The sequence below is a fragment of the Robertmurraya massiliosenegalensis JC6 genome, assembly GCF_000311725.1.
In the GTDB taxonomy this organism is placed as follows: domain Bacteria; phylum Bacillota; class Bacilli; order Bacillales; family Cytobacillaceae; genus Robertmurraya; species Robertmurraya massiliosenegalensis.
On sequence record NZ_HE978523.1, the window covers coordinates 1 to 26,899 of the forward strand.

Below are 26,899 nucleotides of genomic sequence, written 5' to 3' on the forward strand. Positions count from 1 at the left end.
TCTTTAGTATTATAAAATCTAATCTAGTAAGTAATCTTAAATCCCTTACTGATGAAGTCAATCAATTAAATAGATCATTAAAATCTATTCGCAAGAAAATAAAAAGGGCTGCAGATTTATTTTTGGACAATGACAAAGATTCTACTAGAAATAATAAAAGTACGTTTTTCTATCTCATTGATGAATATGAAAAGGAAGAGGCAGATACTTTATCTCGATTGAATAAATTAAAAAAGGAGATTAACCTGCAAAACAACTTAAATATCAAAAATAATATTGAATATGTAGCTAACCATTTAAAAGATTTTATAAATATTATATCCGAAGAAGAAAAGAAGTTATTATTTCACAGTATTATTAAAGAGGTGCATGTTACAAATGGACCAAAACCAAAGGATAGATTAATTAAAAACGTAATCTTTCACTTTACTGAAGATGAATTTAATGAGTATGGTCTATCTTTAAGGCAAGCTAGTTGCTAAATCACCTTCTATTGCAGGTGAAGGTAGCAGTCTATTTTATAATAGACTGCTATTGCTTTTAAATAAGTTAAGAAAATTAGAGTTTTTGTTATATAACTACTAAAACAAATATAACTTACAGTTCAGGTTTGACTAATATTATTTCATTAGGTTTAAGGCCCGTCCGAGTGTATAACTCAGGTATTTTTTCTCCTTCTAGCCCCGCTAAAATTAAAGCAAGTTTCCCTTGTTCAAAGGCATTTTGTACAGATTTCCCAAAGGCAATAGCAGAATAAAACTGTGCAGCGAATTCTCTTGCAGCATCATCGTAGACGGCTTCATTCATACCTATTGCACAGTCAATGTGTTCCGTTACAGCTTCTGCTTGTCCACTTGAAAAACAGTTATTAAAAATAACGAGTTTAATTGAATCAGACATTGTCTTCATCAATAGGGTAACCGCCTCTTTAGATAGAAGACTTGTAGACCCTTCCGTCGTTTCTAGTACAATATCATGGTCTGGAGAACCGTGACCACTAAAATGAATTATATGGGGTTTTACTTCGTTTATAGCTTGTAAAATATCATTGGAACGTACTGCCCATCGAGATTGTAAATTGATTGAATCCCGGTATTCAGAAGCACGAATCTTTTCGTGTATGAGACGGATTTCTTGATCTAATCTTAATGAACTTTGGTCAATAGGATTGGATGCTAAGAATAGAACGTTTATTTTTTCTGGAAGTGATTCGAAGTTAATTGAAATGGGATTGGCTGATATTTCTTGGCTAATTCTTTGTTGTTTTTTTAACTCATCTGTAATAGCTTTTGTATGTCTTAACTCAGCAGTTTTATTCTTCTTTAATTCTCTATCTTCTGAGCGCCGTAATTGATCCAACGCTTGATTTAAAGATTTAATTTTATTTGCTTTTTTTCCTTTAAGGTCACCTATTTTTTTTGGGTATTAATCAGTTCTCTTTGTTTAGAATTAATAGTCGAGGTACTTTTTGTACTCTGTATAGTTTTTAATGCTTTTGCTAACTTTTCTTGCTCTTTACCTATATCCTTTTCAATATTAGCAATCTCCTTTTCTAAACCCTGAACTTTGTTCCGATACATTGTAGCACTCATAATAGCCACCCCTTTACCTTGATTTTGAATATAAGTCTTCCATCTTTAGGACGAATATATTTAAAGCAATCGCTTTTTTTGAACCGTAGTTTAAATGATAAAAGAAACTACCGAAATAAATCGGTAGACCAAAAAAGATTAATATTAATAGAATCGGTATTTGTACTGTCCTCCACCATGGACAATAAGATACCACCTTCCAGCTCCTTCGACAGAAATATTTACAGGCGTGCGAGTGTAGTGGCCGCCATAATACTTGAATTTCCGTCCAGCTTTATAGTGTTGGAAGTTGATACTATCCACCAGAAACACATCAGCAGCATGTTTCAATTGGACTTCAACTGACAAAGAATTGTTAGTGTCAGCAAATGGAATTTGAGCCAAGATAACCACCTCCTTAAAGAAAATTTTATCATAAATTGGAAATTGAAGGGGTATTTTGAAGTATGTCGTTCAATTAAATTAAAGACTAATTCTTTGTTAAAGAGAAGGGAGTAAAAACTTTACACTTAAAAATATGGGCGTTCTAATGGTAAACACGTTGACATTAAGCAGTATTCTTATGACTATTCGTAAAGAATATGATGAACCTATTTCAGAACCATCATTTCTCCTTTCTAATATTTCATTATAAAATCAACTTGAAGGAGGTAATGAGATGGATATAAAAAAAAGTAGCTATTTATGTAAGGGTAAGTACTGAAGAACAAGCCTCGGAAGGCTATAGCATTAGCGCTCAATTACAAACTCTTCGACAATACGCAAATCTGTATAATTGGGAAATCGTCGACGAGTATGTGGATGAAGGGATTTCTGGAAAGAATATCACCGGACGCCCTGCTATGCAAAGACTTGTAGCAGACGTTGAACAGGAAAAATTTCAGGCGGTACTTGTATGGAAAATCTCACGTTTATCGCGGAATATGTTAGATACTCTTACTTTGTTAGACAAATTTGAAGATTACGGAGTAGAGTTTATCTCTTATTCCGAGAACTTTGATACCAGTAGTCCAATAGGCCGTCTAGTCGTTCAGCTGATGGCTTCTATTGCCGAAATGGAACGAAATACATTGTCTGAGAACGTTAAGCTTGGTATGAAACAACGAGCCTTAGAAGGTTCATGGAATGGCGGTGTTATTTTTGGTTATGATTCTATTGAAAAGGAACTCGTAATAAACAAAGAGGAAGCTGAAGTAGTTAAACAGATATTCACTCTTTATGCCCAAGGAAAGGGCTTAAAAGCCATTGCAAATCAGCTTAATAAAAATGGGTATCGAACCAAACGTGATCGTCATTTTTCTATAAATGGAGTAGCAACCATTTTAGACAACCCAGTCTATAACGGAAAAATTAGTTGGTTAAAGGTTGAAAACTGGGAGAAGAAGAGAAGAAGAGGCAGAAATGATAATCCCATTTTAGTAGAAGGTCAGCATGAAGCGATTATCAATGATGAACTTTGGAGTCTTGTTCAATCTCGTAGGAAAAGTAAATCGTTCAAGCAAAGACAATCCAACGAACCATTTCTATTGAGCAGTATCTTACGCTGTCCTGATTGTGGACAAGGGATGGTACCTTCAATTACTACTTACACTTTAAGTGACGGTACCAAAAGAAAGCACAGATATTATGTTTGCAGTGATTTTCACAACAAGGGATCAGCTGCATGTAAAGCCAATTCAGTTAAAGCTTATGATGCTGAAAACGCTCTGTTTCAACGTATAGAGAGCTTTTTATCCAATAAACAAAGGTTTGATGAAACTATTAACTCACTAACTAAAACCTCAATTGATACCATAAAAATACTAAAAAAAGAACTGGAAGAAACTGATTCGAAGTTAGAGGAAACACTAGCACTTCAGAATAGATATTTAGAAGCTTTTGAACAAAATCTTTTTCCTGTTACGGTTTTGCAAGAACGATTACAGCAAGTGGCTATTGAAAAGAGTGAAATTGAACAAAAGAGGAATAACTTAATAACGGAAATAAGTAAATCTGATACAAAAGTTATTCCTCCAGAATTGGTACATCTTCTATTAGGAAAATTTGTAGAAGTCTATAAGTCCTCTACTAGAGATAAACAAAAGCAATTGCTACAGCTGTTGGTTAAACAGATCACTGTTGGACGAACAAATGATCAGCTACGTCAAATTGATAAGGTTGAGCTTGAATTTGATTTTACGGAAGTTAACCTTTCAAACACGTTTACACTTATCCACATGCTATATTTAGAAACAGAAAAAGAAGGCTTATCAACACCTTCTATTTCTGAATCAAATGGAAAATATCCACCTTATCTTCAACTTTTTTTGCCTCTATTTGTGGTACGGTTCCCCCCGATTAATCCGATAAGCTCGATAGATCTGTTCGACCAAAATTAGTCGCATCATTTGGTGGGGAAAGGTCATTTTTGAGAATGATAGTTTTTCGTCTGCTCGCTGCAGTATGTCTTGGCTTAGTCCGAGTGAACCGCCAATGACAAAGGCGATTTTACTTTTTCCGTATGTCGCTAGTTTATCTAACATGTCAGCGAGTTCTTCAGAGGATTTTTGTTTTCCTTCTATCGCCAATGCGATAACGTATGTATCAGGGTGGATTTTTGCTAAAATTCTGTCCCCTTCTTTGTTCTTAACTTGTATCATCTCGGTTGTGCTTAATTCTTCTGGCGCTTTTTCATCTGCTACTTCAATGACTTCGACTTTTGCATAACTTGACAATCTTTTTAAATATTCGTCAATTCCTTGCTTTAAATATTTTTCTTTTAATTTTCCTACAGTAATAATTGAGATATTCACAGCTAATCCTCACTTTACGAACAAGATATCCACATTACTTATCCACATATCCACATTTTCTATCCACATCTTGTATGAGATCACTCGTTCGCCACCATATATATAGCTCGTTTTTGACAATATTCACAGGGTGTTGATAACTTTTCATCCTCTATTTTATTTAATAATGGAAACGTCTCAAAGTCGTCTACAATCGTATCTATCGCGATTTCTACGTGTTCTTCGCAGCAATATATCATCTTCTATATTCTCCATTCTAATAAAAATAATATTTTAAATTGTGGATAAATTATTATCCATCTAAATTATCCACAATTATTTTAACATTTATTTCACTCGCTGTTTTTTCTTCTTATTTTTTTTTGTAATTATCTTAAATCAGATATTTACTATTCTCCCTCGTTCCATCAACACTTCCCCTTTTTAAACCACGAAAAAAAGCAGGAATCCCTGCTTTTATCGTAACCAAATTAAATCATTATAATGTGTTCCCTGCAAGCTTCATAGTCGTTTCTTGGAGCTTGCCTTCGCGATAAAATTTAATTTCTAAAGTGTCGCCTACATTCTTATTTGTGTAGAGATGCTTCCTTAAATCAATGGTATCTTCAATTTTTTCTCCATCCATTTCCACGATAACATCAAGCTCGGCTAATCCGGCTTGTGCAGCTGGAGAATTCGGTTCAACCCGCATGACTGCTACTCCCATCGTAACGTCACTTGGAAGCTTTAATGCCTCTCTTTGGTAATAAGACGGAATTTCATTCACCGATTGGAGCTCAATTCCCATGTATGGTCGATTAACCTGGCCATGCTTCTCTAAATCATCAATGATCGGAATCGCATAGTTGATTGGAATTGCAAGCCCAATCCCTTCCACCGCACTTTCAGCAATTTTCATGGAATTGATGCCAATTACTTGGCCCGCAATATTAATAAGGGCTCCACCGCTATTTCCTGGATTAATGGCCGCATCGGTTTGTAATACTTCCGCTTGCCAATCGACAACCCCATCTTGATTGATATCAACGGGAATGGCCCTTTCTAAACCTGATATAATCCCTTGTGTAACAGATCCGGAGAACATCGCACCTAACGGATTCCCAATCGCAATAACTGGCTCCCCTGTTCGTAGAGCGTCTGAATCGCCAAATTCAGCAATTGTTTCTATTTCGCTTCCATCTACCTCTAGCACAGCTAAATCGGTCCATACGTCGCTTCCACGAAGTGTAGCAGGTATTTTCGTCCCATCACTCAAGGAAATTTCCAAGGAATTGGCCCCTTCAATAACATGATGATTTGTCACCACAAAGGCCTTTCCATCTTCCTTTTTATAAATCACTCCTGAGCCTGTACCTGCTTCTTGACCTGACGCATTCCCCTGCCAAAAGTTTGTTTGCTGAATGTTTGATATTCCCACTACCGCATCTGCTGCCTTATCAACCGCTTTTGTAATATCGGTTTCCACGTTCACGGCAACATTCTGTGTTTTAACAGCACTCTCGTTATCACCACCAGCTTGCTCAGACGGTGACACATCATAAGGGAGAATATGATAATCTACCAGTTTGGGAAAGGCTAAAATGACGATTAACCCGCCAAGAACAACACCCAATAGACTTGCTAAAAAGTATCCCCCTTTGTTTCCTTTCTGTCTTTTATAGCGACTTTCATAATCCTGGTCGTAATAACCCATAATCTTCACCATTCCTTTCATAAGAACGATCGCTAAAAGTTATTCTTCCTATATATACCTAATTATAATCTTACAAGATAAAAAAACTAATGATAAGTGTTCAATTTTCTCATTCTTACGAGTTTGTTCACATATTGCCTTGTGATCAACGAAAGTGTGGAGAATTCATCTCCACACTTTTTAAATGGCTGTTAATGCAGTTGGTACTTTCGGGTCTGTATCAAAGAGATCAACTTGCTCTCCAACGATAATTCCTTGACTCTGTAACGTCTGTGTAACCGACATTTTTGCTAAGTCCTTCATGTTGTTATCCAAACTTAAATGGGCTAAATAGATTCGTTTCGTTTGATCACCAATGACATCACTCATCGCAATCGCTGCATCCTCATTGGATACATGGCCAACATCACTTAAAATACGGCGTTTAATATTCCACGGATAACGTCCCATTCGTAGCATTTGCACGTCATGATTGCTCTCAAATACAAACATATCCGCATTTGAAATAATCCCCTTCATTCGGTCGCTTACATAACCTGTGTCAGTGACAAGGACAAGCTTTTTCCCTTCATGATGGAAAATATAAAACATAGGCTCGGCCGCATCATGGGATACACCAAATGATTCAATGTCTAAAGAGCCGAAGCTTTTTACCGTTTCCATGTCAAAAGTAAACTTCTGCTCCGTTGGAATCTCACCAATTAACCCATCCATCGCAGACCATGTTTTTTCATTTGCATAAATAGGAAGCTTATACTTTCTCGCTAATACCCCCACTCCTTTAATATGATCACTATGTTCGTGGGTTACGAGCAAGCCAGAAAGCTTGTCCGCATCTCGGCCAATTTGATCGAACAATGCTTCCATTTGCTTGCCGCTTAATCCTGCGTCAACTAAAAAGGAATGCTCCTCTGTCTCTACATAAACCGCATTTCCTGTACTCCCACTGGCGAGTACACTAAAACGCATCCCCATTTCTCCTCACTCCACTATCTTTTTGTCTTCATTGTTTAGCTGTATAATTTGCCCTTCAAAGGCATTGACAAAGAGATCCTCTTCACCATTAATGACAAATCGCCAGACTGGAGTTAATACTTGTGATGATGTTAAATGCACCAAAGTATAATACCCAAGCTCCACTTTCGTTATTTTGCTCCCAAAAGGTAATTCTCCATTATCATATAAGAACTCTATAGCCTTCATTGGCTGTAGAATGTTCTCATCTTCTGAAAATTCTTCGAAATTCTCAAGAAGGGTTTGTCTATATCCAATAATCTCATCATTATCATTAAAGAAAATCGTCAATTCACCATTAATATTGCGATACAACATCTTTTCTTGTTGCTGCTGATAATAGGTAATCGTTTGTTCAAGCGGGTTCAATTTCCAAAAACGATAGCGTTCTCCCTGAAAGACATGATTTTTTAGAATCGGAACCAAATCCTCTGAAGTAAAATCTTCTTTAAGTTGAATCGGTTCGTCAAATTCAGATTCAATCGTCGTTTCATTTTTAATTGTGATTTGTTGTCCTTGTAAAATCGTTTCCGTTAATTCCACTAATTCATCTTTTAAAAACTTCTTCGGTGTTGCGCTAATATATCGATCTTTTTTGATGTTTTTTGGTAGCTCGTTATACTCAATTTCCTCTGTTTTTAACTTATTTTCAAACGATGTCTCAGACAAATAGGGATATTGACTAGACTCATACTTTTTATAAAATTCACTTAGCAAATAAATATTAAGGACAAGGAAGGTTACGATAAAGATGGTTTTGAGTTTACTCCAATCCATACTCTTGACCTCCCTCACTGCCGGCATTCACATTCAACCATTGATCCTGATATTTATAATACCAAGTGGGCTCTAAATGAATCAGCGGGTCACCTGGGCTCCTCGTCATCTCATATCCCAGAACTAAGTCCTGAATAAACTCTGGATCGATTTCTTCCCTTTCCTTAAGTCGCTCCAGCGTATCGACACCCGACATAAGCTCGACCTCTGTTGATTCAGCTCGTCTACTAAGGAGAAAATTATTCCGTGAATATTGATAAATTCCTGTTTGTCCCCATATTTGGAGAATTTCTGACATGCCATTATTATTAAATATCGGATATCCAGAGGAATCATACATACGGAATAAAACGGTTTGTTGTAATCGATCAATTTCAACAAAATAGTAATTATCCGTCCAGCCACCATGGCCATTGACGAAATCAATACTCTTTTGTAATAGATTTCCTGCCCCCACTGTTATATCTTTTTCTTGAGTTGGATTTACATATAACAATGTATTCGTCTCAAAATTGACGCTTAATAAGGTTGTTGAATCCTTATACTCTTCACCATAGCCTGTTGCATTTCGTTGAACAAAGCTCGGACTTCTGAAAAGGGCATCTCTAAACTCAGTTCCTTGAATAAAATCGATCAAGTAATTATGAGCATACATGGTCATACCCTCAGATGGAACCAATAGCTTTTTATTATTTCCTAACGTCTCCAAAGAATATTTTACAAAATAGCGATTCGTGTCCGCTTTCTGATGAAAATCTTCATCAAAATTCGTTATAAATGAAGCTGTTACACGAGAACGGTATACTGTCTCATCTTCCATGTCGATAAAATAGACATACCCACTTTCCTTCATCACATTCTTCAATTCAATCACGATCTGGTCAAAATGAATTCCAGTCATATCTTCTTCTTGCAAGCCTACAAAATTCTTATAGATCTCCATTGGTACGGAACTCGGAAATGAAATTTGTGCATGTCCATTTTCATTGAGAAATTCAGACAAATCCCCGATTTGGCTTGATACCAATTCGAATTGCCGGTAGTTCCAACTGCTGACTTCTTTTAAAATCCGATCAATTTCGCCAGGATAAACCGTCCCATAATGTTCATCATTTACATGATAAAGTATGCGATCAGGCTTGATGATTTGTCTAATTTCCTTTGGTGCACTAATTTGAACACCCGGTGTAATTTTATTTTCTAATGATTCATAGTTAGGTTGATACGTCCAAATACTCCATGTCAAAAATACACTTAGCAACACAAGAATGGTTAAGATGACCGATTTTATATTTTCATATGTCATGCCCAATCATCCTCTTCCGTTTGAACATATGGCAGACTGAAAGAAACCGTAGTTCCTTTTCCTTCCACACTTTTCGCCCAAATCTTCCCACCATGGGCCTCTACCATCTCTTTTGCAATCGCAAGTCCTAGTCCTGTTCCACCGAGCTTTCTTGTCCTTGCCTTATCGACTCGATAAAAACGTTCAAAGATCTTTTCTAAATTATCCTTTGGTATTCCAACTCCTTGGTCGGTAACACTTATGACAATTTGCTCATGTTCTTCTTCCATTTTAAATGTAATTTTTCCACCCTCTGGTGAATACTTCATCGCATTTGAAATAATATTATCCAGCACTTGAGTCAGTTTGTCCGGATCAATTTCCACAAAGGTAGGTTGCTTTAGCAACTTTCTTTCAAAACTAACATTATGCTCTTTCGTAAGCTCAAATCGATCAATAATTCGATTATAAAAGTCGACAAAATTGACCCATTCTGTTGTTAATTCATAATCCTTACTATCCATTTTTGATAACTGTAAAAGAGCATTGACTAAGCGGATCATTCGTTCTGTTTCATTTTGGGTAACTTCTAAAAATTGAGGAGCAATATCCTCATCCTTCCAAGCACCTTCCGCTAATGCTTCTAAATAGCTTCTCATCGTTGTTAATGGTGTTCTTAATTCATGTGAAACATTGGCCACAAATTCCCGTCTATCCATATCAATCTTCTCTTGCTCAGTAATGTCATGGAGTACAGCTATAAGACCATTCACAAAACCCGTCTCTTTTTGAATGACGCTAAAATTGGCACGGAGGATATAGGCTTTTTTCGCCGTACTATAGTTCAAAATGACCGATTCCCTCTCCATCATTAAATCCTCTAATGTATAATCATCCTCAATTCCTAAAAGAGAAATAATCGAAGTGGATAAAATTGTTTCACGTGAAACATTCAGCATTTTTGCTGCAGGCTCATTAATGAGAATGACGCGTCCCTTACGATCGGTTGCAATTACTCCATCTGTCATATATGACAGTACTGAGGAAAGTTTTCTTCTTTCTCCTTCAGTTGTCGCTTGGGCCTCTTGCAACTTTTTCGTGAGGTTGTTAAAAGTCATCGCTAACTCGCCAATTTCATCATAGCCATATACTTTAACCTTCCGCGAGAAGTTCCCTTTCGACATAGCAATCGCCTGTTTTCTCATATCAGTAATAGGTCTCGTAATCGTACGTGCTAATAAAATGACTAGGATTGCCGTAATAGCCAGTGATATCGCTGTACCAGAGGCGAAAATACTATTTATTGTATTCATTTGTGAATACACATTTTCAACGTTGGCAACGAGATGAATAGCCCCTATCACTTCATCATCAACTTTAATAGGGGCAACTAATTTCCATATTCGATTACTCGTTGACCGATCGAGCATCGTTTGATGATCGCCATCATCATCAGATGTGGCAATGACTCGCCAAATCATCTGATCCGTTGATCGTTGCCCGACAATCCCTTGATTAGAATGATCTGATGTACCAATGATTTTAAGAGAGGTTCCCTCAATGACCTGAACCTCAGAAATATCAGCTGTATTGTTGAAATCTCGCAAAATATTGCGTACATCCTCTTCTAATGTAGGACCATCTGAATCAGGATTTCTTTCTTTCGACATTTCCTCGCCCATATAATAAGACAACAGTTCCACTCGTTCATGAATAGAGGTTTCAAAGTTTTTTAGCAATGTTGCCTCTAATTGACGAACAAAATAGGCACCGATAATTTGCATCGCAATTAAAATTAATAAAACATAGATCAGCACAAGCTTCAAATGAATTGAACGGAAAAATCCAACCTTTTTCATGACTATCGGTTACTCCTGTTCAGGATTTCTTAAGTAGTACCCTACCCCTCTTCTTGTGACAATCCAAGTAGGATGACTAGGATTATCTTCAATCTTTTCACGAAGACGTCGAATCGTTACATCTACCGTTCTTACATCTCCATAATAATCATAGCCCCATACAGTTTGAAGAAGGTGTTCCCTCGTCATAACTTGTCCAATATGCTTTGCTAAATAGTGCAGCAGTTCAAATTCTCGATGCGTTAATTCAATTTTCTCTCCACGTTTTGAAACAATATAAGCATCTGGGTGAATAATTAATGAACCAACCGATATTTCATTCGATTCATCTACCTCTGCCTGAGCAGCTGTATGCTGATGTCTTCTTAGATTTGCTTTTACCCGTGCAATTAGCTCCCTCGAACTAAATGGCTTCGTCACATAATCGTCAGCGCCTAGCTCTAAGCCTAACACCTTATCTATTTCTGAATCCTTTGCGGTTAACATAATAATGGGCATTTCGTACTTTTTGCGAACCTCGCGACATACTTCCATTCCATCTCTTTGGGGAAGCATGATGTCCAACAAGATAAGGTCAGGTTTAATTTCTTCCACCATTTCTAATGCTTTATTGCCATCATAGGCACAATACACATCGTATCCTTCCTTCTTCAAATTAAATTGAAGAATATCAGCAATTGGCTTTTCATCATCGACAACTAATATTTTTTTATCCATCTCTTTTTCTCCTTTAAGAATCAGATCGAATTAATGTTATTCTAACCTAAGTATTTCATTGCAAATTTGACAAAATATGTTCTTTCATTTTACTTTATCATTTTATTAATGGGAATTCACCTATTTACATAGTTGAATTCCTTTATATGAAAAGAACGAGTCCCTAGTGATTCTAGAGACTCGTTTTACAACTGTTATTTTAGGTAATTTAGGGGGTTTTCCAAGTTTCCGTTCTTGTAAATTTCAAAATGCAAGTGAACTCCTGTTGAATTTCCAGTAGATCCCATAACTCCTATTTTCATACCTTTACTTACCGTTTGACCAACCTTCACGTCAATGGAAGATAGATGGGCATACACCGTTTCAAAACCATTCTGATGGTTAATAACAACCTTATTTCCATATCCCCCAGACCAGCCAGCTGATTTCACAATCCCATTATCAGATGCCTTTATCGTCCGTTCACTCGGTCTTGCAATGTCAATTCCTTTATGAAGCTTTCCCCATCTTTGTCCTTGTTTACTTGATATATAACCTCCAACGGCTGGCCAAGCAAATGAGCCATCGCCCCTTGAAGGAATTACCTTTGTTCCTTTCATAACAATATGGGATGTCGGTTCTTGCAAAATGGTTTCTTTTAACATTTCTTTTTCAATTTCTACTCCATTATGTTCGGAAACCTTATAGATTACTTCTTTCGAGCCTTCTTCGCCCTCTTGTTTCACCAACGTATCTCCCTTATACATCGATGAGTCTTCTTCAACTTCGTTTTTATAAGGGATGCTTTCTTTTTGAAATACTTCTTTTTCTACAACCACTTCAACCAATGGCTGCAAAAACGTCACATTCAATTCTTGCCCAATTTTCAACAAAGAATCTTCCTGCAAGCTCGGATTCAATGTTAGCAGTTGCTCAAGGGTCATGTCATGGTCGTTTGCAATTTGGCCAAGAACGTCGCCTTCTTTTACCTTGTATTTCTTCTCCTCAAGTGTCCCTTTTGTTATATAATCAACCGCATCTTCTATAGTTAATATTTGTTTAGGGGTCGTTTGACCTTCAGAGAGAGAAACCTCTTTTGAAAATCGGACATCTAAAATCCGGGTTTCTCCTTCCTTAAGCGGAGGTAATGATTCTTTATTATCTAAAGCTTGTTGCGCTTCTATTTGCTTTAATTCATCTTCCGTCACATATTTGAGCTTTAATGCTTCAATCACTTCATTTGCAGCTTTTTCATCCTTCACATAGACAGGCACTTTATCAATTAGAATCTCCATTGCAACAGCTTCAATCGATAAAAGTTCATCCAGCTTTTTCGCTACCTTGCTATCATCTGTATTGGAAGTGACTTCAAATACTTGCTCAGGAATATAAGTAAGATTTGGTCCAACTGCAAGATCCAATTGGCTATTCAAATTATTTTCGGTCTTTTCAACCTTCGAATTTACTACATTTTCAACAACTTTTTTATCTGAAACTGTACCAACAAACTGGTCGTCTACATATACGTAATAAACGGTTTTAAAGGCTTTATCAGCAAGTGTATGAACGCCAATTCCAAATGTTAAAGTCGTAAATGCAACTGCCGAGATGGCTATTTTATTAAATCCTCTAGATGTATTGCCCGTTAGTTTGGACAGATGTTTAAAACGGTCATTCATTTTTGATCCTCCTAGACTACCGAAACAACCTTGTATTCATTGCTTTCTTCGTTCGCATAAAGAGTTATGTAAAAATCTACAAGCACTCTTTTTTGCCTTCTTAACTTTACCATAATTCGATATTAAGAGTTTGCTAGTCTCGAGAATGTAACAGAAATGTATAATTGCTGACAATTTGCAACAAATATTGTAATTAAATGGGATAATACTAAGCGAAATTTCACCCTTTTAATAGCGAAATTTAGGGATTTATTCTCTAATTCTTTTAATGAATAGTAAAAAGGGATGATTTGGATAAATAGTAGAAATTTTTCTAGTTTTTTTACTTTAATATTTCAGAATTGTTACAATACAAGCTATCTGAAGTAGTCTTTAGAGGAAATGATGCTAGGGAATTGGTCACAAAGGTTTTCAAATAGCGATATTTACAAAAATGAACGAACTAGGAAAATGGACTTGCTATATAAAAAAGCTGTTCAATCAAGCTCTTTTAACTAGAGCCTGAAGAACAGCTTTCAAATTTATTAGCTTTGACGCCAAGGATTCATGACTACGTTTGTTTGTGAACGGTCAGGACCTACAGAGAAAATCGATAATGGAACTCCTGTCAGTTGTGACACTCTTTCTAGATAATGACGTGCATTAGCAGGAAGTTCATCTAATGATTTACAGCTTGTGATATCCTCTGTCCAACCTGGCAGCTCTTCAAAAACAGGCTCACATTCAGCTAACACCTTAAGGCTAGCTGGGAACTCTTCAATAACTTCTCCTTTGTAACGATAAGCCACACAGATTTTTAATGCTTCAATACCTGTTAAAACATCAATCGAGTTTAAAGAAAGGTCTGTGATTCCACTAACACGACGTGCATGACGAACGACCACGCTATCAAACCAACCAACACGACGCGGGCGACCAGTCGTTGTCCCGTACTCACGACCTACCTCACGAATTTGGTGACCAATTTCATTATCTAATTCGGTAGGGAATGGGCCATCCCCTACACGCGTAGTATAAGCCTTACAAACCCCAACCACATGCTTGATTTTGCTTGGACCGACACCTGAACCAATCGTTACTCCACCCGCTACAGGGTTTGAAGAAGTAACAAACGGATACGTTCCTTGGTCGATATCGAGCATAACTCCTTGGGCACCTTCAAATAGTACACGGCGACCTTGATCAAGAGCATCGTTTAATACAACGGATGTATCTACTACATACTGCTTGATTTGCTGTCCATACTCATAGTATTCGTCTAAAATATCTTCGATTTTGAATCCTTCTGTTTCATAGATGCGCTCAAGTAAACGGTTTTTCTCTTTTAAATTGCGTGCTAATTTTTCTTCAAACACTTCTCTGTCTAAAAGATCGGCGATACGAATTCCGATACGAGCTGCTTTATCCATATAAGCAGGTCCAATTCCTTTTTTCGTCGTACCGATTTTGTTATCCCCTTTGCTCTCTTCCTCGACTTCATCCAATTTTAAGTGATAAGGAAGAATAACATGAGCACGATTGCTAATACGTAAATTATCAGTTGTTACGTTTCTTTCATGTAAGTATGCTAATTCTTTTACAAGTGCCTTCGGATCGACAACCATACCGTTTCCGATAACACAGATCTTATCTTTATAAAAAATCCCTGAAGGAATTAAGTGTAATTTGTAAGTTTCTCCGTCAAATTTAATGGTATGACCCGCGTTATTTCCACCCTGATAACGAGCGATTACTTCCGCATTTTCTGAGAGGAAATCGGTTATTTTCCCTTTCCCTTCGTCTCCCCATTGTGTTCCAACAACTACTACTGATGACATTAAAAGAGCACCTCCATAAGGTAAACACACATTTTTAGTTTCCTTTTCAAACACACCTAGTGTACCAATTTTCTCCTATAAAAGTCAATAAAACACGAACAATTTTAATTCATATTTACTAATTTGTTCGTAAAATATCCTTAAATTCATTTATTTCCTAGATAATATTCCCCAAACCTTTGAGCCCTATAGAATAAAAAAAGATTAGCATTTCGCTAATCTTTTTTATGCCCCTGAAGGAACTGCTGAATCATCAAATCGCCGTTCTAAATTGACGAACTTATTATATTCTTTTACAAAAGCAAGGGACACAGTCCCTGTTGGACCATTACGCTGCTTGGCAATAATAATTTCAATGATATTCTTATTCTCAGATTCTTTATCGTAGTAATCATCACGGTATAAGAAAGCCACAATATCAGCATCCTGCTCAATACTTCCTGATTCACGAATGTCAGACATCATTGGTCGTTTATCTTGTCTTTGCTCTACTCCACGAGAAAGCTGTGAAAGGGCAATAACTGGAACTTGAAGTTCACGGGCAAGCTGCTTTAAAGAACGCGAAATTTCGGATACTTCCTGTTGGCGGTTTTCTCCAGAACGACCGCTTCCTAAAATAAGCTGTAAATAATCGATTAAGATCATGCCTATTCCATGCTCTTGCTTTAAACGTCGGCATTTCGAACGAATATCCTGCACGCGTACACCTGGTGTATCATCAATATAGATTCCCGCATTCGATAAGCTTCCCATCGCCATCGTTAACTTGCCCCAGTCTTCTTCTGTTAACGAACCTGTTCTAAGCCTTTGGGCATCAATATTCCCTTCCGCACAAAGCATACGCATCACCAGCTGTTCTGCACCCATCTCCAAACTGAAAATAGCTACATTTTCTCCTGTTTTCGTTGCAACATTTTGGGCAATATTAAGGGCGAATGCCGTTTTACCTACTGATGGACGGGCTCCAACAATGATTAAATCATTGCGCTGGAAACCAGCAGTCATTTGATCCAATTCAGCGAACCCTGTTGCGATTCCCGTGATATCTCCGACTCGATTATGCATTAACTCGATATTATCATAGGTACGCACAAGGACATCTTTAATATTATGAAAAGCTCCAGCATTTTTACGTCCGGATACTTCCATCATTTTCTTCTCAGCCTCAACGAGGAGTGTCTCTACCTCATCTTCCCGTTGATAGCCATCTGTTGCGATATCTGTCGCTGTACGAATTAGTCTTCTTAATAAAGATTTCTCCTCAACTATTTTCGCATAAAACTCGATATTAGCCGCTGTTGGTACAGATCCAGCTAATTCACTTAAATAGCCAACTCCACCAACATCCTCAAGCAATTTTGCCGCTGCTAATTCTTCTGATACCGTAACTAAATCGACCGCTTTCCCCGCATCGTTCAGGTTCAGCATGACGTTAAAAATCTTTTGGTGTGCAGCGCGATAAAAATCTTCTGGAATTAATATCTCTGTTGCTAGAGTAAGAGACGAAGGTTCTAAAAAGATAGCCCCTAACACAGCCTGCTCAGCTTCTATATTTTGCGGGGGTAGTCGATCTGCAAATAAATCACTCATTCTAGAAAAACCTCCTTTTACAGATGACAAAATCAAATATTTTGCGTCATTTATAGGTAAATTCATTGATGTCATTAACGTTCTTTTTGTCAAACACTACATAAAAAAGTGACCAGCTTCATCACCGATCACATTTCTATCATTCATTTTATCATGTTTTTTTCGTGAAAAGTACTTCCAATATTAGTTTATCTTTCGACAGACGCTATAAAAGTTAGTTAATTTCCTTCACATGCACATTTAAAGTTGCTGTCACTTCAGAATGAAGCTTCACAGGAACTTTTGTGTAACCTAGAGCACGTATCGCATCATCTAGCTCAATTTTTCGCTTATCTACTTTAATTCCATGTGCTTTTTGTAAGCTTTCTGCAATTTGTTTACTTGTAATGGAACCAAATAGGCGTCCACCTTCTCCTGCTTTTGCCGTTAATTCAACTGTTAATTTCTCGATCGCATCTTTTAGTTTTTTCGCATCAGCAAGTTCTTCTGCCGCTACTTTCTCTTCTTTTTTCTTCTGAGCATTTAAAGAGCTAATACTTGCTTGGTTTGCCTCAATTGCTAAGCCTTGCTTAATTAAGAAATTATGTGCGTAACCATCAGCTACGTTTTTCACTTCACCTTTTTTTCCTTTTCCTTTAACATCTTTTAAGAAAATGACCTTCATTCTTTCTTTCTCCCTTCTAAATATTCATCTATGGCTTCTAGTAATTCTTGCTCTGCTTCTTCTATGTCCATTTCATGAAGTTGTGTGGCTGCGTTCGTTAAATGACCACCACCACCTAAATTTTCCATGATCACCTGGACATTGACATCGCCTAATGAACGGGCACTTATGCCCACCATGTCATCTGTTCGTTTCGAAATAACAAAGGAAGCTAGAACTCCTTCCATCGTCAATAATGTATCAGCAGTTTGAGCAATTAATACTTGATCGAGAATTTGCTCAGCCCCTGCCTTGGCGATAGCAATTCCTTCTTTATAAAAATACACTGTTTCAATCAATTTTGCTCGTTTTAAGAACGTATCGACATCTTCTTTTAAGAATTTTTGTACAAGCACCGTGTCAGCGCCTTGCCCTCTTAAATAGGAGGCAGCATCAAACGTTCTTGCTCCAGTTCTTAAGGTAAAGCTTTTTGTATCCACTATAATGCCTGCTAGAAGGGCTGTAGCCTCGAGCATATCGATTTTTCCACGCTTTGGTTGGTACTGTAATAGTTCCGTCACTAATTCCGCTGTAGAGGAAGCGTATGGCTCCATATAGACAAGGAGTGGATTTTCGATAAACTCTTCTCCGCGACGATGATGATCAATCACGACCACATGCTCGATTTTATTTAATAGTCTTTCCTCAATAACTAAAGTTGGTTTATGTGTATCTACTACGACTAATAGCGTATCCTCTGTCGCCATCTCGAGTGCTTGCTCAGGGCTTATAAACCTGTCAAACAGTCCCTCATGCTTATGAATTTCCTCCATTAACCTGCGTACACCTGTATCAATTTCATTGGTATTGATCACAATATAGCCTTCACATTGGTTCATTTGTGCAATTTTATGAATCCCTATTGCAGCACCAACCGCATCCATATCAGGATTTTTATGCCCCATGATAATAACTTTATCACTATCAATAATTAAGTCCTTTAAAGCATGAGAAATAACACGAGCACGTACCCTTGTTCGTTTTTCCACAGGGTTCGTTTTTCCACCGAAGAATTTCACTTTTCCGTTCGTCTGCTTAATCGCTACTTGGTCACCGCCTCGACCAAGAGCTAAATCTAAACTAGATTGGGCTAATTCTCCTAGTTCTGGTAAAGACGGCACACCTGCACCTACTCCTATGCTTAAGGTAAGGGGAATGTTTTGCTTTGTTGTAATTTCACGAACTTCATCCAAGATGGAAAACTTCCCTTTTTCTAAGGAGTGGAGGATTTGTTCATTAAAGACTCCTATAAACCGTTCAGATGAAACCCTTTTTAAGAACACTCCATTTTCTTGAGCCCATTTATTCAAAATCGAGGTGACAAGACTATTGAGATTACTTCTTGTCTGATCATCCATCCCTTGCGTAATATCATCATAATTATCTAAGAATATGATGGCGATTACTGTTCTTTCATCTTCATACATCTTCTCTACTTCTATTTGTTCCGTAATATCAAAGAAATAGAGCAATCGTTCCTCTGAACGATGAATGACTCTAAATTTACGATTCATAATCGTAATAACTTCCATTTCAACTTCCTGTTTGATAAGAGGAATTAATGAATCTCCCACATCATATAGAGATCGCCCCACTAATGTCTCTTCTTCAAAACAAGACGCTAAAAATGGATTAGCCCATTCAATATAAAAATCGTCATTAAACAGCATAATACCGATTGGCATCTCCATAAGTGCCTCTTCCCCGACTTTTTTCAAGCGGTAAGAAAGAGTAGCTATATACTTTTCCGTATCCTTTCGTTGTTGATAATCAACGATAAACAAGTAGTAAAAAGGAATGACGGAGAGTACAAAACCAATCACGCTAATGATCCAATTATAAAATGCTAAGATCACTAGAAACACCAAGGTTATGGCCATTAATGCGTATATAGGATAGCGAATAGACCGTTTTTCCAAATAAGAAGGCATTTTTTCAGCTCCCAAAATTCTAAACATCTTTTCATTTATTTTTTCTCAGCTACTCGTTTCCTTAAATCAAATCCTAAATCAATTATACCTAATATCCTTACAATATAAAGGAGTATCGGGAAAATGAATGTGAAAACTGCCACGAGAATAGGAATAAATTTAGGCATTTCTTTCACATGTGAGAAATAAAAAATAAACGCTAGTCCTTGAATCACCATAAAAAACTGAAGAATAAATGACAGATTCATACTTGCTGTATACAGGAAAGTACCCTGCTCTGGATTTAGCATTAATGAGACTAGTAATACAATTAAATAATACCAAAGAAGGCTTTTTGGTAATTTCAAATCACGAAATGTGATCCACTTTGGAATTTCAACCCCGAATCTCTTCGCAATCGGAAAAGAAATGAGCTCGGTGATAAAAACGATCATAAAAGAAACCATCACAAAAATACTTGGAACAAGGATCTTAAGCATTTCCACACTCGTTTCAAACTGTTCGATCAATCGAGCATCAGGAGTCTGGCCTAACGCTTGTAACATATCAAATGCCTGTGAAATCGAGCTTTCAAAGAGTTGAATCGTTTCTTGGATCACATCCATTTCCAGAAATACGACTGAAATGACGTATTGAATCACAAGTGTAAGTAAAAATGCCATGGACCCAGCAATAAACCCTGCAATCCAACTTTTCTTTTCCCTAATAAAATCCCCAATAACAATACCCGTTAATCCATAGGTAAGGGCTAGTGGAATGGCCATTACGGTACCAACGATAAGAGAAATTAATATCGCACCAATAAGGACGACAAACGCACTTTTGCGATCATGTTTGGCAGAAAACATAATGAAGGGAAGGGCGATAAATAAATTCACCACAACACCTAACACCGGTATGTAAATCGTTATAAGTAACAAAACGGCAAATATGGCCAGATATAAGGCCCCTTCCGTTAGCTTATGTGCATTTTTCACATTCTAACCTCCTGATAAGTCCTACCCCTAATTGTATCGACCAATCCGTCGTTCTTCAACCAATGGGGCCTATAAAAAAAAGACAGCTGGTTAACGGAACCAAACTGTCTTTTATTCTTTATTATTCACCTGTTACGTATGGAAGTAATGCCATAGTACGTGCACGCTTGATAGCAACAGTTAATTTACGTTGATATTTAGCGTTAGTTCCAGTCACACGTCTTGGTAAGATTTTTCCACGTTCAGAGATGAATTTCTTCAATAAATCTACATCTTTATAATCGATGTGAGTGATTCCGTTTGCTGTAAAATAGCAAACTTTACGGCGCTTAGCGCGACCGCCTCTACGTCCTCCACCAGCCATTATATTTCCCTCCTCTTTATTTAAAATCGTTCAACGCCTTACCTTAGAACGGTAGATCATCATCTGAAATGTCGATTTGACCTCCACCAGAAAATGGATCTTCGTCAATTTTGGTATAGCCTTGGTTATTGTTATTATTGTTTTCACGATATGGTTGATTCTGGTTGCTATTACCGCCGTATGGGTTCCCTTGTTCCCTTTGACCACCGTATCCTCCTGGATTACCTCCAGAAGCATTCTTTGGCTCTAGGAACTGTACGCTTTCAGCTACAATTTCCGTAACATAGACACGCTTGCCGTCTTGTCCTTCATAATTACGTGTTTGAATACGACCATCAACACCAGCGAGACTTCCTTTTTTCAAAAAGTTCGCTACGTTTTCTGCAGGACGACGCCACACGACACAGTTAATGAAATCTGCTTCTCTTTCTCCCTGTTGATTAGAAAAACTTCTGTTCACAGCAAGGGTGAAAGTAGCAACAGGAACACCATTTGGTGTGTATCGCAATTCAGGATCTTTCGTTAATCGTCCAACGAGAACTACACGGTTCATCATCAGAATCAACCCCTTTCTAATACCACTAGAATGTTTCACGTGAAACATTTGATTCGTTTTCACAATGTACCAAGATAACTTAAAGGGCGCCATTATGAAATAGAAACATTATATATCAAATTACTTTTCGTCTTTAATTACGATGTGGCGGATGATATCTTCGTTGATCTTAGATAAACGAGAGAATTCTTCCACAGCAGCTGCCTCAGCATTAACCTTAACAAGATGGTAATAACCATCACGGAAATCATTGATTTCGTATGCAAGACGACGCTTACCCCACTCTTTAGATTCAACTACTTCCGCTCCATTATCAGTAAGGATGCCGTCAAAGCGCTCAACAAGTGCCTTTTTAGCTTCATCTTCAATATTTGGGCGGATGATGTACATAATTTCGTACGCTCTCATCACATTCACCTCCTTTTGGACTAACGGCCCTTTAAATAAAGGGCAAGGAGCAATATTCATTACTCACAAGATGAAATTATATCATATATGTATGATAAAGACAACACGTTGAGAAGGAATAAGAAAAAACTCTGCATAGGCAGAGTTTTAACAATTTATACGTTAAAGCGGAAATGAATAATGTCTCCATCTTTTACAACATATTCTTTTCCTTCAAGACGCACTTTACCTGCTTCTTTAGCTGCAACCATATTGCCAGCAGCAAGTAAATCATCGTAAGAAACCGTTTCAGCACGAATAAATCCTCTTTCAAAATCGGAGTGAATAATTCCTGCACATTGTGGTGCCTTCATGCCTTTACGGAATGTCCAAGCACGAACCTCTTGTACACCAGCAGTAAAGTAAGTAGCTAGTCCAAGTAAATGATAAGCAGCGCGAATTAATTGATCAAGCCCAGATTCTTCAATCCCTAGCTCTTCAAGGAACATAGCCTTCTCTTCCCCATCTAGCTCTGCAATTTCAGATTCAATTTTCGCACAGATTACAATTACCTCTGCCTTATCTTTAGCAGCAAATTCTTTCACCTTTTGAACATACTCGTTTGAAGACGGATCTGCTACATCGTCTTCTCCCACATTCGCCACATATAAAACGGGTTTAATCGTTAATAAATGTAGGCCTTTCGCAATCTTTAGTTGTTCTTCTGTAAAATCAACCGTTCTAGCAGACTTTTCTGCTTCAAATGCATTTTTTAGCATTTCTAAAACTTCAAGCTCAGCCGCAGCTTCCTTATCTTTTTGCTTTGCTAGTTTAGCAACACGACCAATTCGCTTCTCTACGGATTCAAGGTCAGCTAAAATAAGCTCTAAATTAATAACTTCAATATCATCCAATGGATCTACTTTTCCTGAAACATGGGTTATATTCTCATCCTCGAAACAACGAACAACTTGACAAATGGCATCTACTTCACGAATATTAGCCAAGAATTTATTTCCTAACCCTTCTCCTTTACTTGCCCCTTTTACAATCCCGGCAATGTCTGTAAATTCAAAAGTCGTTGGAACTGTCTTTTTTGGTTGAACTAATTCTGTTAATTTAGTTAAACGATGATCCGGTACTTCTACAATCCCTACGTTCGGATCAATGGTACAGAATGGATAGTTTGCCGATTCTGCTCCTGCTTGTGTAATCGCATTAAATAAAGTAGATTTCCCTACGTTCGGTAACCCTACTATTCCTGCCGTTAAGGCCATCCAAAGTCACTCCTCATCACAATAAACTGCTTATTTCAATATTTGTCTGCTCGACAAATTACTTCTAAATTAAAGAACTTAACCTTAACCAATTATAGAGAGTTACCGTATAAAAGACAAGAAAGTTCTAGTTAACGATTGCTCGTTCGATAAGTGCAAGATTAACTAAACAATCATATAATGTACTTCCTAAACCATTATCCGATACTCGACTAGATGTTAGTTGGTTAACAGAGCCACCATATTTCGACCATATGCCCTCATCAATATTAATAATATTGGCATGAACTCCCCGTTCCAGAATGCTTACATACCCTTTTATTTCCCCACGCTCATTCCAAACGCGCACATAATCACCATTGCGTAATTGTAGATTTTCCGCAATATTTTTCGAGATTTCCACCTTCACCTTTGGCTCTGGTGTGAGCACATGATAGTGTTGAGAATGATTCGAGCGTAATGGATGAATCGTCAATAATTGATATGGATATTTTTCTGAAAGTGAGGCATTAGTCCACGTTGATTCTCTCGGCATCGCCAATGTTAACTTTCCTTCTAGCCCTTTTCGCTCCGCCCTTTGTGAAGTAAATTCAAATTTTCCACTTGGTGTTTTGAATTGACGATCTTGCCATGGAATCGAATCGACTGGTAACTCTAAATGGCCATTTTCCCTTAGATTTTCCAGAGTTATCCCTTTTTCCTGCAATACTCCCAAACCGATTTCAATCCATTGTTCTCTTGTATAGGCAAATTCCTCTCCAAAACCGAGACGTTTCGCTAATTCAGTCCAAATCCATAAGTCAGATTGTACTTCTTCAGGAGCATTGACTAGTTTTGGACCATAATTAACATAAGCATGATACATAGAAGAATAATAAATATCCTCTTCTTCAAATGCTGTTGTCGTTGGCAATACATAGTCAGCCAATTCTGCTGTATCGGTCATAAACTGGTCAATTACAACAACCGTTTCAACGGATGAAAAAGCCTTCTTCACTACATTTGTATCAGGAACTTGTGTTAGTGGATTTCCACATGTAACAAAAATCATTTTAATTTCAGGATTTTTTGCTGAAAGAATCTCCTCAGCCTGTTCCATCATCGTGAAATAACGATGCTGCCTCTTTTTTTCAGGAAGAGCCAAGGAAGGAATATCAAAGCTTTGTCCTACTTGTTTATGGGCGTAATTCGCTCCTCCACCGGCAATTCCAATATTGCCGCTAATAGCCACAAGAGCATCAAGCAGTCTAATCGTATTTCCCCCATTCTCATAGCGTTGCATTCCTAAACCAAGGAAAGTAGCCGTAGGGCGATCACAAAAAATGTTTGCAAGCTCTGTCATTGTCTCTAGAGGTACTTCAGTCGTACGTGAAATTTCTTCTAGAGTCGTTCCATCTAATAATTCCTTTAAATCCTCAAACCCAACAGAATGTTGGTCAATAAATGATTGGTCCTCCAGCTGTAACCTTAAAATTTCCTTCATGATCCCAGCTGCTAAAATCCCGTCCATCCCCGGTTTAACAGTGATATGGGTATGTGCAATTTTGGCTGTAGCATTAAAGATTGGATCAATCACAATGAGTTTTGCTCCTCTTTTCTTCGCTTCTTGTAAAGCTTGAAAAAGATGCATATTCGTCCTTGCTACATTTCTCCCCCAGACCACAATATTTTTACTATGAAAAATATCTTCTGGAGCATGGCTATAAGCATCACCAAAATCCCATGTTTGTGCTTCAATTCCTGAACCCCAACAAATTGAGCCCGTCAGCTCTGTTACACCACCGAAACAATTAAAAAAACGTTGATCGAGATTTTTTAATAAACCACCATTTGCATAATCATGACTATGGAGAACAGCAGTTGACCCATGCTTTTCTTTAGTCTCTTGCATTTTCTCGGCGATTTCCATTAACGCTTGTTCCCAAGTAATTCTAGTAAACTGTCCATCTATTTTTTTCAAAGGATAATGTAATCTCTCACCTGAATTTGTCCGTTTCTCAAGCATGCGTCCACGACCACATATTTTTCCTTTCGTAATTGGATGGGACTCGTCTCCATCTACTTTTAGTACTTTGCCGTCTTCCACAGTTACTTTAAATCCACAGCTATCCCAGCAATTCAATGGACATGCAGATGTATACACTGTTGACAATCGTCTCGCCTCCATCCATTCCAAACGTTTTTTTAAGAATCATACAAAACAGCTAAACGTTGTGCAAGGAATTTCACCTAAGAAAAAAAGCATAAAGACTATTCTTCATGCTTTACTAAGATTTTTTTCAGTTTTCGCGAAAATTCTTTTCGAGGAATTAATACACTGTGGGAACAACCTTCACACTTAATACGTATATCCATTCCTACACGGATGATCCTCCAGCGATTCGTTCCGCAAGGATGTTGCTTTTTCATTTCAACAATATCATTTAAGCCGAATTCCTTTTGTTCCAACGTGAATCACTCCTTTAAAACTTCATAACCCTATTCAGATGCCCGACAAACTTGTATACAGTATAACCATTGTAGCAATTTTTCACGTAGGTTTGTAGTAGTTGTTCATATAATCAATAGAAAAAATGAACCCATGATTTCTAATTTTTATAGTATAAATATCCTATTTCTAGCTTGTCTCTAAACTAGTACGTATAGATTGCCTGAATCTTCCGTATACTGATACTACTAATTTCTCGGGAGTGGAACCAATGAATCTTAAATCTAGCTTGTTTGATAAAAGCGGGAGCTCTGAGCCAAGAATATTTTATGATGAACAAAAGGCTGCTCAGAAGCTTGCTATTGAACTTGTTTCAATATTGCCTGTTCGTGTAGTGAATCGTCCAGTTGTCTTCGTTTGTATTGGTACCGATCGTTCCACTGGAGATTCGTTAGGTCCACTTATCGGAACTTTATTAGATGAAAAGGAAATTTCCCCATTTCATGTGTACGGAACACTGGAAGACCCCATACACGCAGTTAATTTAGAGGAGAAAATAAGCGAAATCAAAGCAAAACATTTAAACCCGATCATGATTGGTATTGATGCATGTTTAGGAAGATTGAAAAGTGTAGGAGTGATTCAAATTGGCGAAGGTCCAGTGAAGCCCGGAGCTGGTGTCAAAAAGGAATTACCTGAAGTCGGTGATTACCATATAACCGGTATTGTAAATGTCAGTGGATTCATGGAATTCTTTGTTCTCCAAAACACGCGATTAAATCTTGTCTTAAAGATGGCTAAAGTTGTAGCGAATGGGATATATGAAGCAAGCATGACTTATCATCCACGCAACTCATGGTCAAACCTCAAAATGGAATGGGATCAAGAGCAAACACCATAAAGTAGGAAAGGGCTGAAACATATCAGCCCTTTTCAACTTTAGTCGAATTCACAATGTACGAAGGTACATTAAAAAACGAACATTTCTAGCATGCACTCTGAAATTCTAATATTTACATATTTAGAGTTACATTCGTTCGATTTTTAACTTGAGAAGCATTATGACTTATACAAAATAATGCATGATCGTCACAATGATTGCACAAACCAAAATTCCAGGGAGTAGATTGGCCACACGAATTTTCATGATTCCCAAAAGGTTCAAACCAATCGCAAAAATCATGACGCCTCCTGTGGCTGTCATCTCTACAATAAAGCTATCCATTAAAGCCTGCGGAATTAACCGATCAATTTGCGTAGCAAAAAGAGCGATTGAGCCCTCATATAACATTACAGGAATGGCTGAGAAAACAACTCCAATTCCTAAAGTAGTCGTTAAAATTAGGGCTGTAAACCCATCAATTATTGACTTCGTATAAAGCACATCATGATCCCCTCTGATGCCACTATCAAGAGCACCGATAATCGCCATCGCACCAATGACAAAAATTAATGTAGCAGTAACAAAGCCTTGAGATATGC

26 protein-coding genes and 1 pseudogene are annotated in these 26,899 nt (G+C 37.5%); 3 read left to right on the forward strand and 24 right to left on the reverse strand.

Annotated features, from left to right (window positions below; translation table 11 throughout):
- Window positions 1–482, forward strand: a pseudogene (locus BMSHG_RS28570) (hypothetical protein); the annotation flags it as partial.
- A 115-nt stretch (window positions 483–597) separates the two neighbouring features.
- Here the strand turns inward: BMSHG_RS28570 and BMSHG_RS27950 are convergent.
- The 3 genes from BMSHG_RS27950 to BMSHG_RS24950 all read right to left on the reverse strand — a co-directional run bounded on the left by BMSHG_RS27950 (window position 598) and on the right by BMSHG_RS24950 (window position 1,976).
- Window positions 598–1,359, reverse strand: a complete 762-nt coding sequence (locus tag BMSHG_RS27950) for a CHAT domain-containing protein (RefSeq protein ID WP_019157192.1) — start codon at window positions 1,357–1,359, stop codon at window positions 598–600.
- Window positions 1,360–1,409: 50 nt separating this feature from the next.
- Window positions 1,410–1,592 carry a hypothetical protein gene (locus BMSHG_RS24945; RefSeq protein WP_019157193.1) on the reverse strand — a complete coding sequence of 61 codons (183 nt, stop codon included), beginning with the start codon at window positions 1,590–1,592 and terminating at the stop codon, window positions 1,410–1,412.
- Window positions 1,593–1,736: 144 nt separating this feature from the next.
- Window positions 1,737–1,976 carry a DUF1883 domain-containing protein gene (locus tag BMSHG_RS24950; protein ID WP_019157194.1) on the reverse strand — a complete coding sequence of 80 codons (240 nt, stop codon included), beginning with the start codon at window positions 1,974–1,976 and terminating at the stop codon, window positions 1,737–1,739.
- Between the two features lie 296 nt (window positions 1,977–2,272).
- Here BMSHG_RS24950 and BMSHG_RS26945 point away from each other — a divergent pair, with 296 nt between their 5' ends.
- The gene (locus tag BMSHG_RS26945) at window positions 2,273–3,970 is read left to right on the forward strand and encodes a recombinase family protein (protein ID WP_087946653.1); all 1,698 of its coding nucleotides are present in this window, start codon (window positions 2,273–2,275) and stop codon (window positions 3,968–3,970) included.
- Here BMSHG_RS26945 and rlmH read toward each other — a convergent pair.
- The 20 genes from rlmH to BMSHG_RS25055 all read right to left on the reverse strand — a co-directional run bounded on the left by rlmH (window position 3,905) and on the right by BMSHG_RS25055 (window position 25,437).
- Entirely contained in the window at window positions 3,905–4,384 is a 480-nt protein-coding gene (rlmH, locus tag BMSHG_RS24960; protein WP_019157196.1) for a 23S rRNA (pseudouridine(1915)-N(3))-methyltransferase RlmH, read from the reverse strand. The genes BMSHG_RS26945 and rlmH overlap by 66 nt on opposite strands.
- An 80-nt stretch (window positions 4,385–4,464) precedes the next feature.
- Entirely contained in the window at window positions 4,465–4,623 is a 159-nt protein-coding gene (locus tag BMSHG_RS27955) for a CxxH/CxxC protein (RefSeq protein WP_019157197.1), read from the reverse strand.
- Between the two features lie 239 nt (window positions 4,624–4,862).
- Entirely contained in the window at window positions 4,863–6,077 is a 1,215-nt protein-coding gene (locus tag BMSHG_RS24970) for a S1C family serine protease (RefSeq protein ID WP_026073620.1), read from the reverse strand.
- Between the two features lie 180 nt (window positions 6,078–6,257).
- Window positions 6,258–7,052 (reverse strand): MBL fold metallo-hydrolase, encoded by a 795-nt coding sequence (locus BMSHG_RS24975; protein ID WP_026073621.1) that lies wholly within the window; start codon window positions 7,050–7,052, stop codon window positions 6,258–6,260.
- Window positions 7,053–7,058: 6 nt separating this feature from the next.
- Window positions 7,059–7,868 (reverse strand): two-component system regulatory protein YycI, encoded by an 810-nt coding sequence (locus tag BMSHG_RS24980; protein ID WP_019157200.1) that lies wholly within the window; start codon window positions 7,866–7,868, stop codon window positions 7,059–7,061.
- Window positions 7,855–9,174, reverse strand: a complete 1,320-nt coding sequence (locus BMSHG_RS24985; protein WP_019157201.1) for a YycH family regulatory protein — start codon at window positions 9,172–9,174, stop codon at window positions 7,855–7,857. Before BMSHG_RS24985 ends, BMSHG_RS24980 begins: the two co-directional genes overlap by 14 nt.
- Window positions 9,171–11,012, reverse strand: a complete 1,842-nt coding sequence (gene walK, locus BMSHG_RS24990; protein WP_019157202.1) for a cell wall metabolism sensor histidine kinase WalK — start codon at window positions 11,010–11,012, stop codon at window positions 9,171–9,173. The genes BMSHG_RS24985 and walK overlap by 4 nt, the downstream gene beginning before the upstream one ends.
- A 9-nt stretch (window positions 11,013–11,021) precedes the next feature.
- Complete coding sequence (gene yycF / locus BMSHG_RS24995) at window positions 11,022–11,729, reverse strand: response regulator YycF (protein WP_019157203.1); 708 nt, start codon at window positions 11,727–11,729, stop codon at window positions 11,022–11,024.
- A 194-nt stretch (window positions 11,730–11,923) separates the two neighbouring features.
- Window positions 11,924–13,387: a M23 family metallopeptidase gene (locus tag BMSHG_RS25000; protein WP_019157204.1), complete on the reverse strand. Its 1,464-nt coding sequence runs from the start codon at window positions 13,385–13,387 to the stop codon at window positions 11,924–11,926.
- Between the two features lie 524 nt (window positions 13,388–13,911).
- On the reverse strand, window positions 13,912–15,204 hold the full coding sequence (locus BMSHG_RS25005) for an adenylosuccinate synthase (protein ID WP_019157205.1): 1,293 nt from the start codon (window positions 15,202–15,204) through the stop codon (window positions 13,912–13,914).
- A 225-nt stretch (window positions 15,205–15,429) separates the two neighbouring features.
- Window positions 15,430–16,794, reverse strand: a complete 1,365-nt coding sequence (gene dnaB / locus BMSHG_RS25010) for a replicative DNA helicase (protein ID WP_019157206.1) — start codon at window positions 16,792–16,794, stop codon at window positions 15,430–15,432.
- 214 nt (window positions 16,795–17,008) lie between these two features.
- Window positions 17,009–17,458: a 50S ribosomal protein L9 gene (gene rplI / locus BMSHG_RS25015; protein WP_019157207.1), complete on the reverse strand. Its 450-nt coding sequence runs from the start codon at window positions 17,456–17,458 to the stop codon at window positions 17,009–17,011.
- A complete protein-coding gene (locus BMSHG_RS25020) occupies window positions 17,455–19,428 on the reverse strand; it encodes a DHH family phosphoesterase (protein WP_019157208.1) in 1,974 nt (657 codons plus the stop codon). The genes rplI and BMSHG_RS25020 overlap by 4 nt, the downstream gene beginning before the upstream one ends.
- Window positions 19,429–19,463: 35 nt before the next feature.
- The gene (locus BMSHG_RS25025; RefSeq protein ID WP_019157209.1) at window positions 19,464–20,405 is read right to left on the reverse strand and encodes a YybS family protein; all 942 of its coding nucleotides are present in this window, start codon (window positions 20,403–20,405) and stop codon (window positions 19,464–19,466) included.
- 121 nt (window positions 20,406–20,526) lie between these two features.
- Window positions 20,527–20,769 (reverse strand): 30S ribosomal protein S18, encoded by a 243-nt coding sequence (rpsR, locus tag BMSHG_RS25030; RefSeq protein WP_019157210.1) that lies wholly within the window; start codon window positions 20,767–20,769, stop codon window positions 20,527–20,529.
- Between the two features lie 43 nt (window positions 20,770–20,812).
- The gene (gene ssb, locus BMSHG_RS25035; protein ID WP_019157211.1) at window positions 20,813–21,325 is read right to left on the reverse strand and encodes a single-stranded DNA-binding protein; all 513 of its coding nucleotides are present in this window, start codon (window positions 21,323–21,325) and stop codon (window positions 20,813–20,815) included.
- A 120-nt stretch (window positions 21,326–21,445) separates the two neighbouring features.
- Window positions 21,446–21,733, reverse strand: a complete 288-nt coding sequence (rpsF, locus tag BMSHG_RS25040; protein ID WP_019157212.1) for a 30S ribosomal protein S6 — start codon at window positions 21,731–21,733, stop codon at window positions 21,446–21,448.
- Window positions 21,734–21,888: 155 nt separating this feature from the next.
- On the reverse strand, window positions 21,889–22,989 hold the full coding sequence (gene ychF / locus BMSHG_RS25045; RefSeq protein ID WP_019157213.1) for a redox-regulated ATPase YchF: 1,101 nt from the start codon (window positions 22,987–22,989) through the stop codon (window positions 21,889–21,891).
- A 127-nt stretch (window positions 22,990–23,116) separates the two neighbouring features.
- On the reverse strand, window positions 23,117–25,156 hold the full coding sequence (locus BMSHG_RS25050; protein ID WP_034659421.1) for a molybdopterin-dependent oxidoreductase: 2,040 nt from the start codon (window positions 25,154–25,156) through the stop codon (window positions 23,117–23,119).
- An 83-nt stretch (window positions 25,157–25,239) separates the two neighbouring features.
- Window positions 25,240–25,437 (reverse strand): DUF951 domain-containing protein, encoded by a 198-nt coding sequence (locus BMSHG_RS25055; protein ID WP_019157215.1) that lies wholly within the window; start codon window positions 25,435–25,437, stop codon window positions 25,240–25,242.
- Window positions 25,438–25,688: 251 nt separating this feature from the next.
- Between BMSHG_RS25055 and yyaC the strand changes: the two genes are divergently transcribed.
- Window positions 25,689–26,318 carry a spore protease YyaC gene (yyaC, locus tag BMSHG_RS25060; protein ID WP_019157216.1) on the forward strand — a complete coding sequence of 210 codons (630 nt, stop codon included), beginning with the start codon at window positions 25,689–25,691 and terminating at the stop codon, window positions 26,316–26,318.
- Between the two features lie 165 nt (window positions 26,319–26,483).
- Here yyaC and BMSHG_RS26950 read toward each other — a convergent pair.
- Window positions 26,484–26,899, reverse strand: a 416-nt coding sequence (locus BMSHG_RS26950) for a DUF554 domain-containing protein (protein WP_034659422.1), incomplete at its 5' end; no start/stop codon positions are given.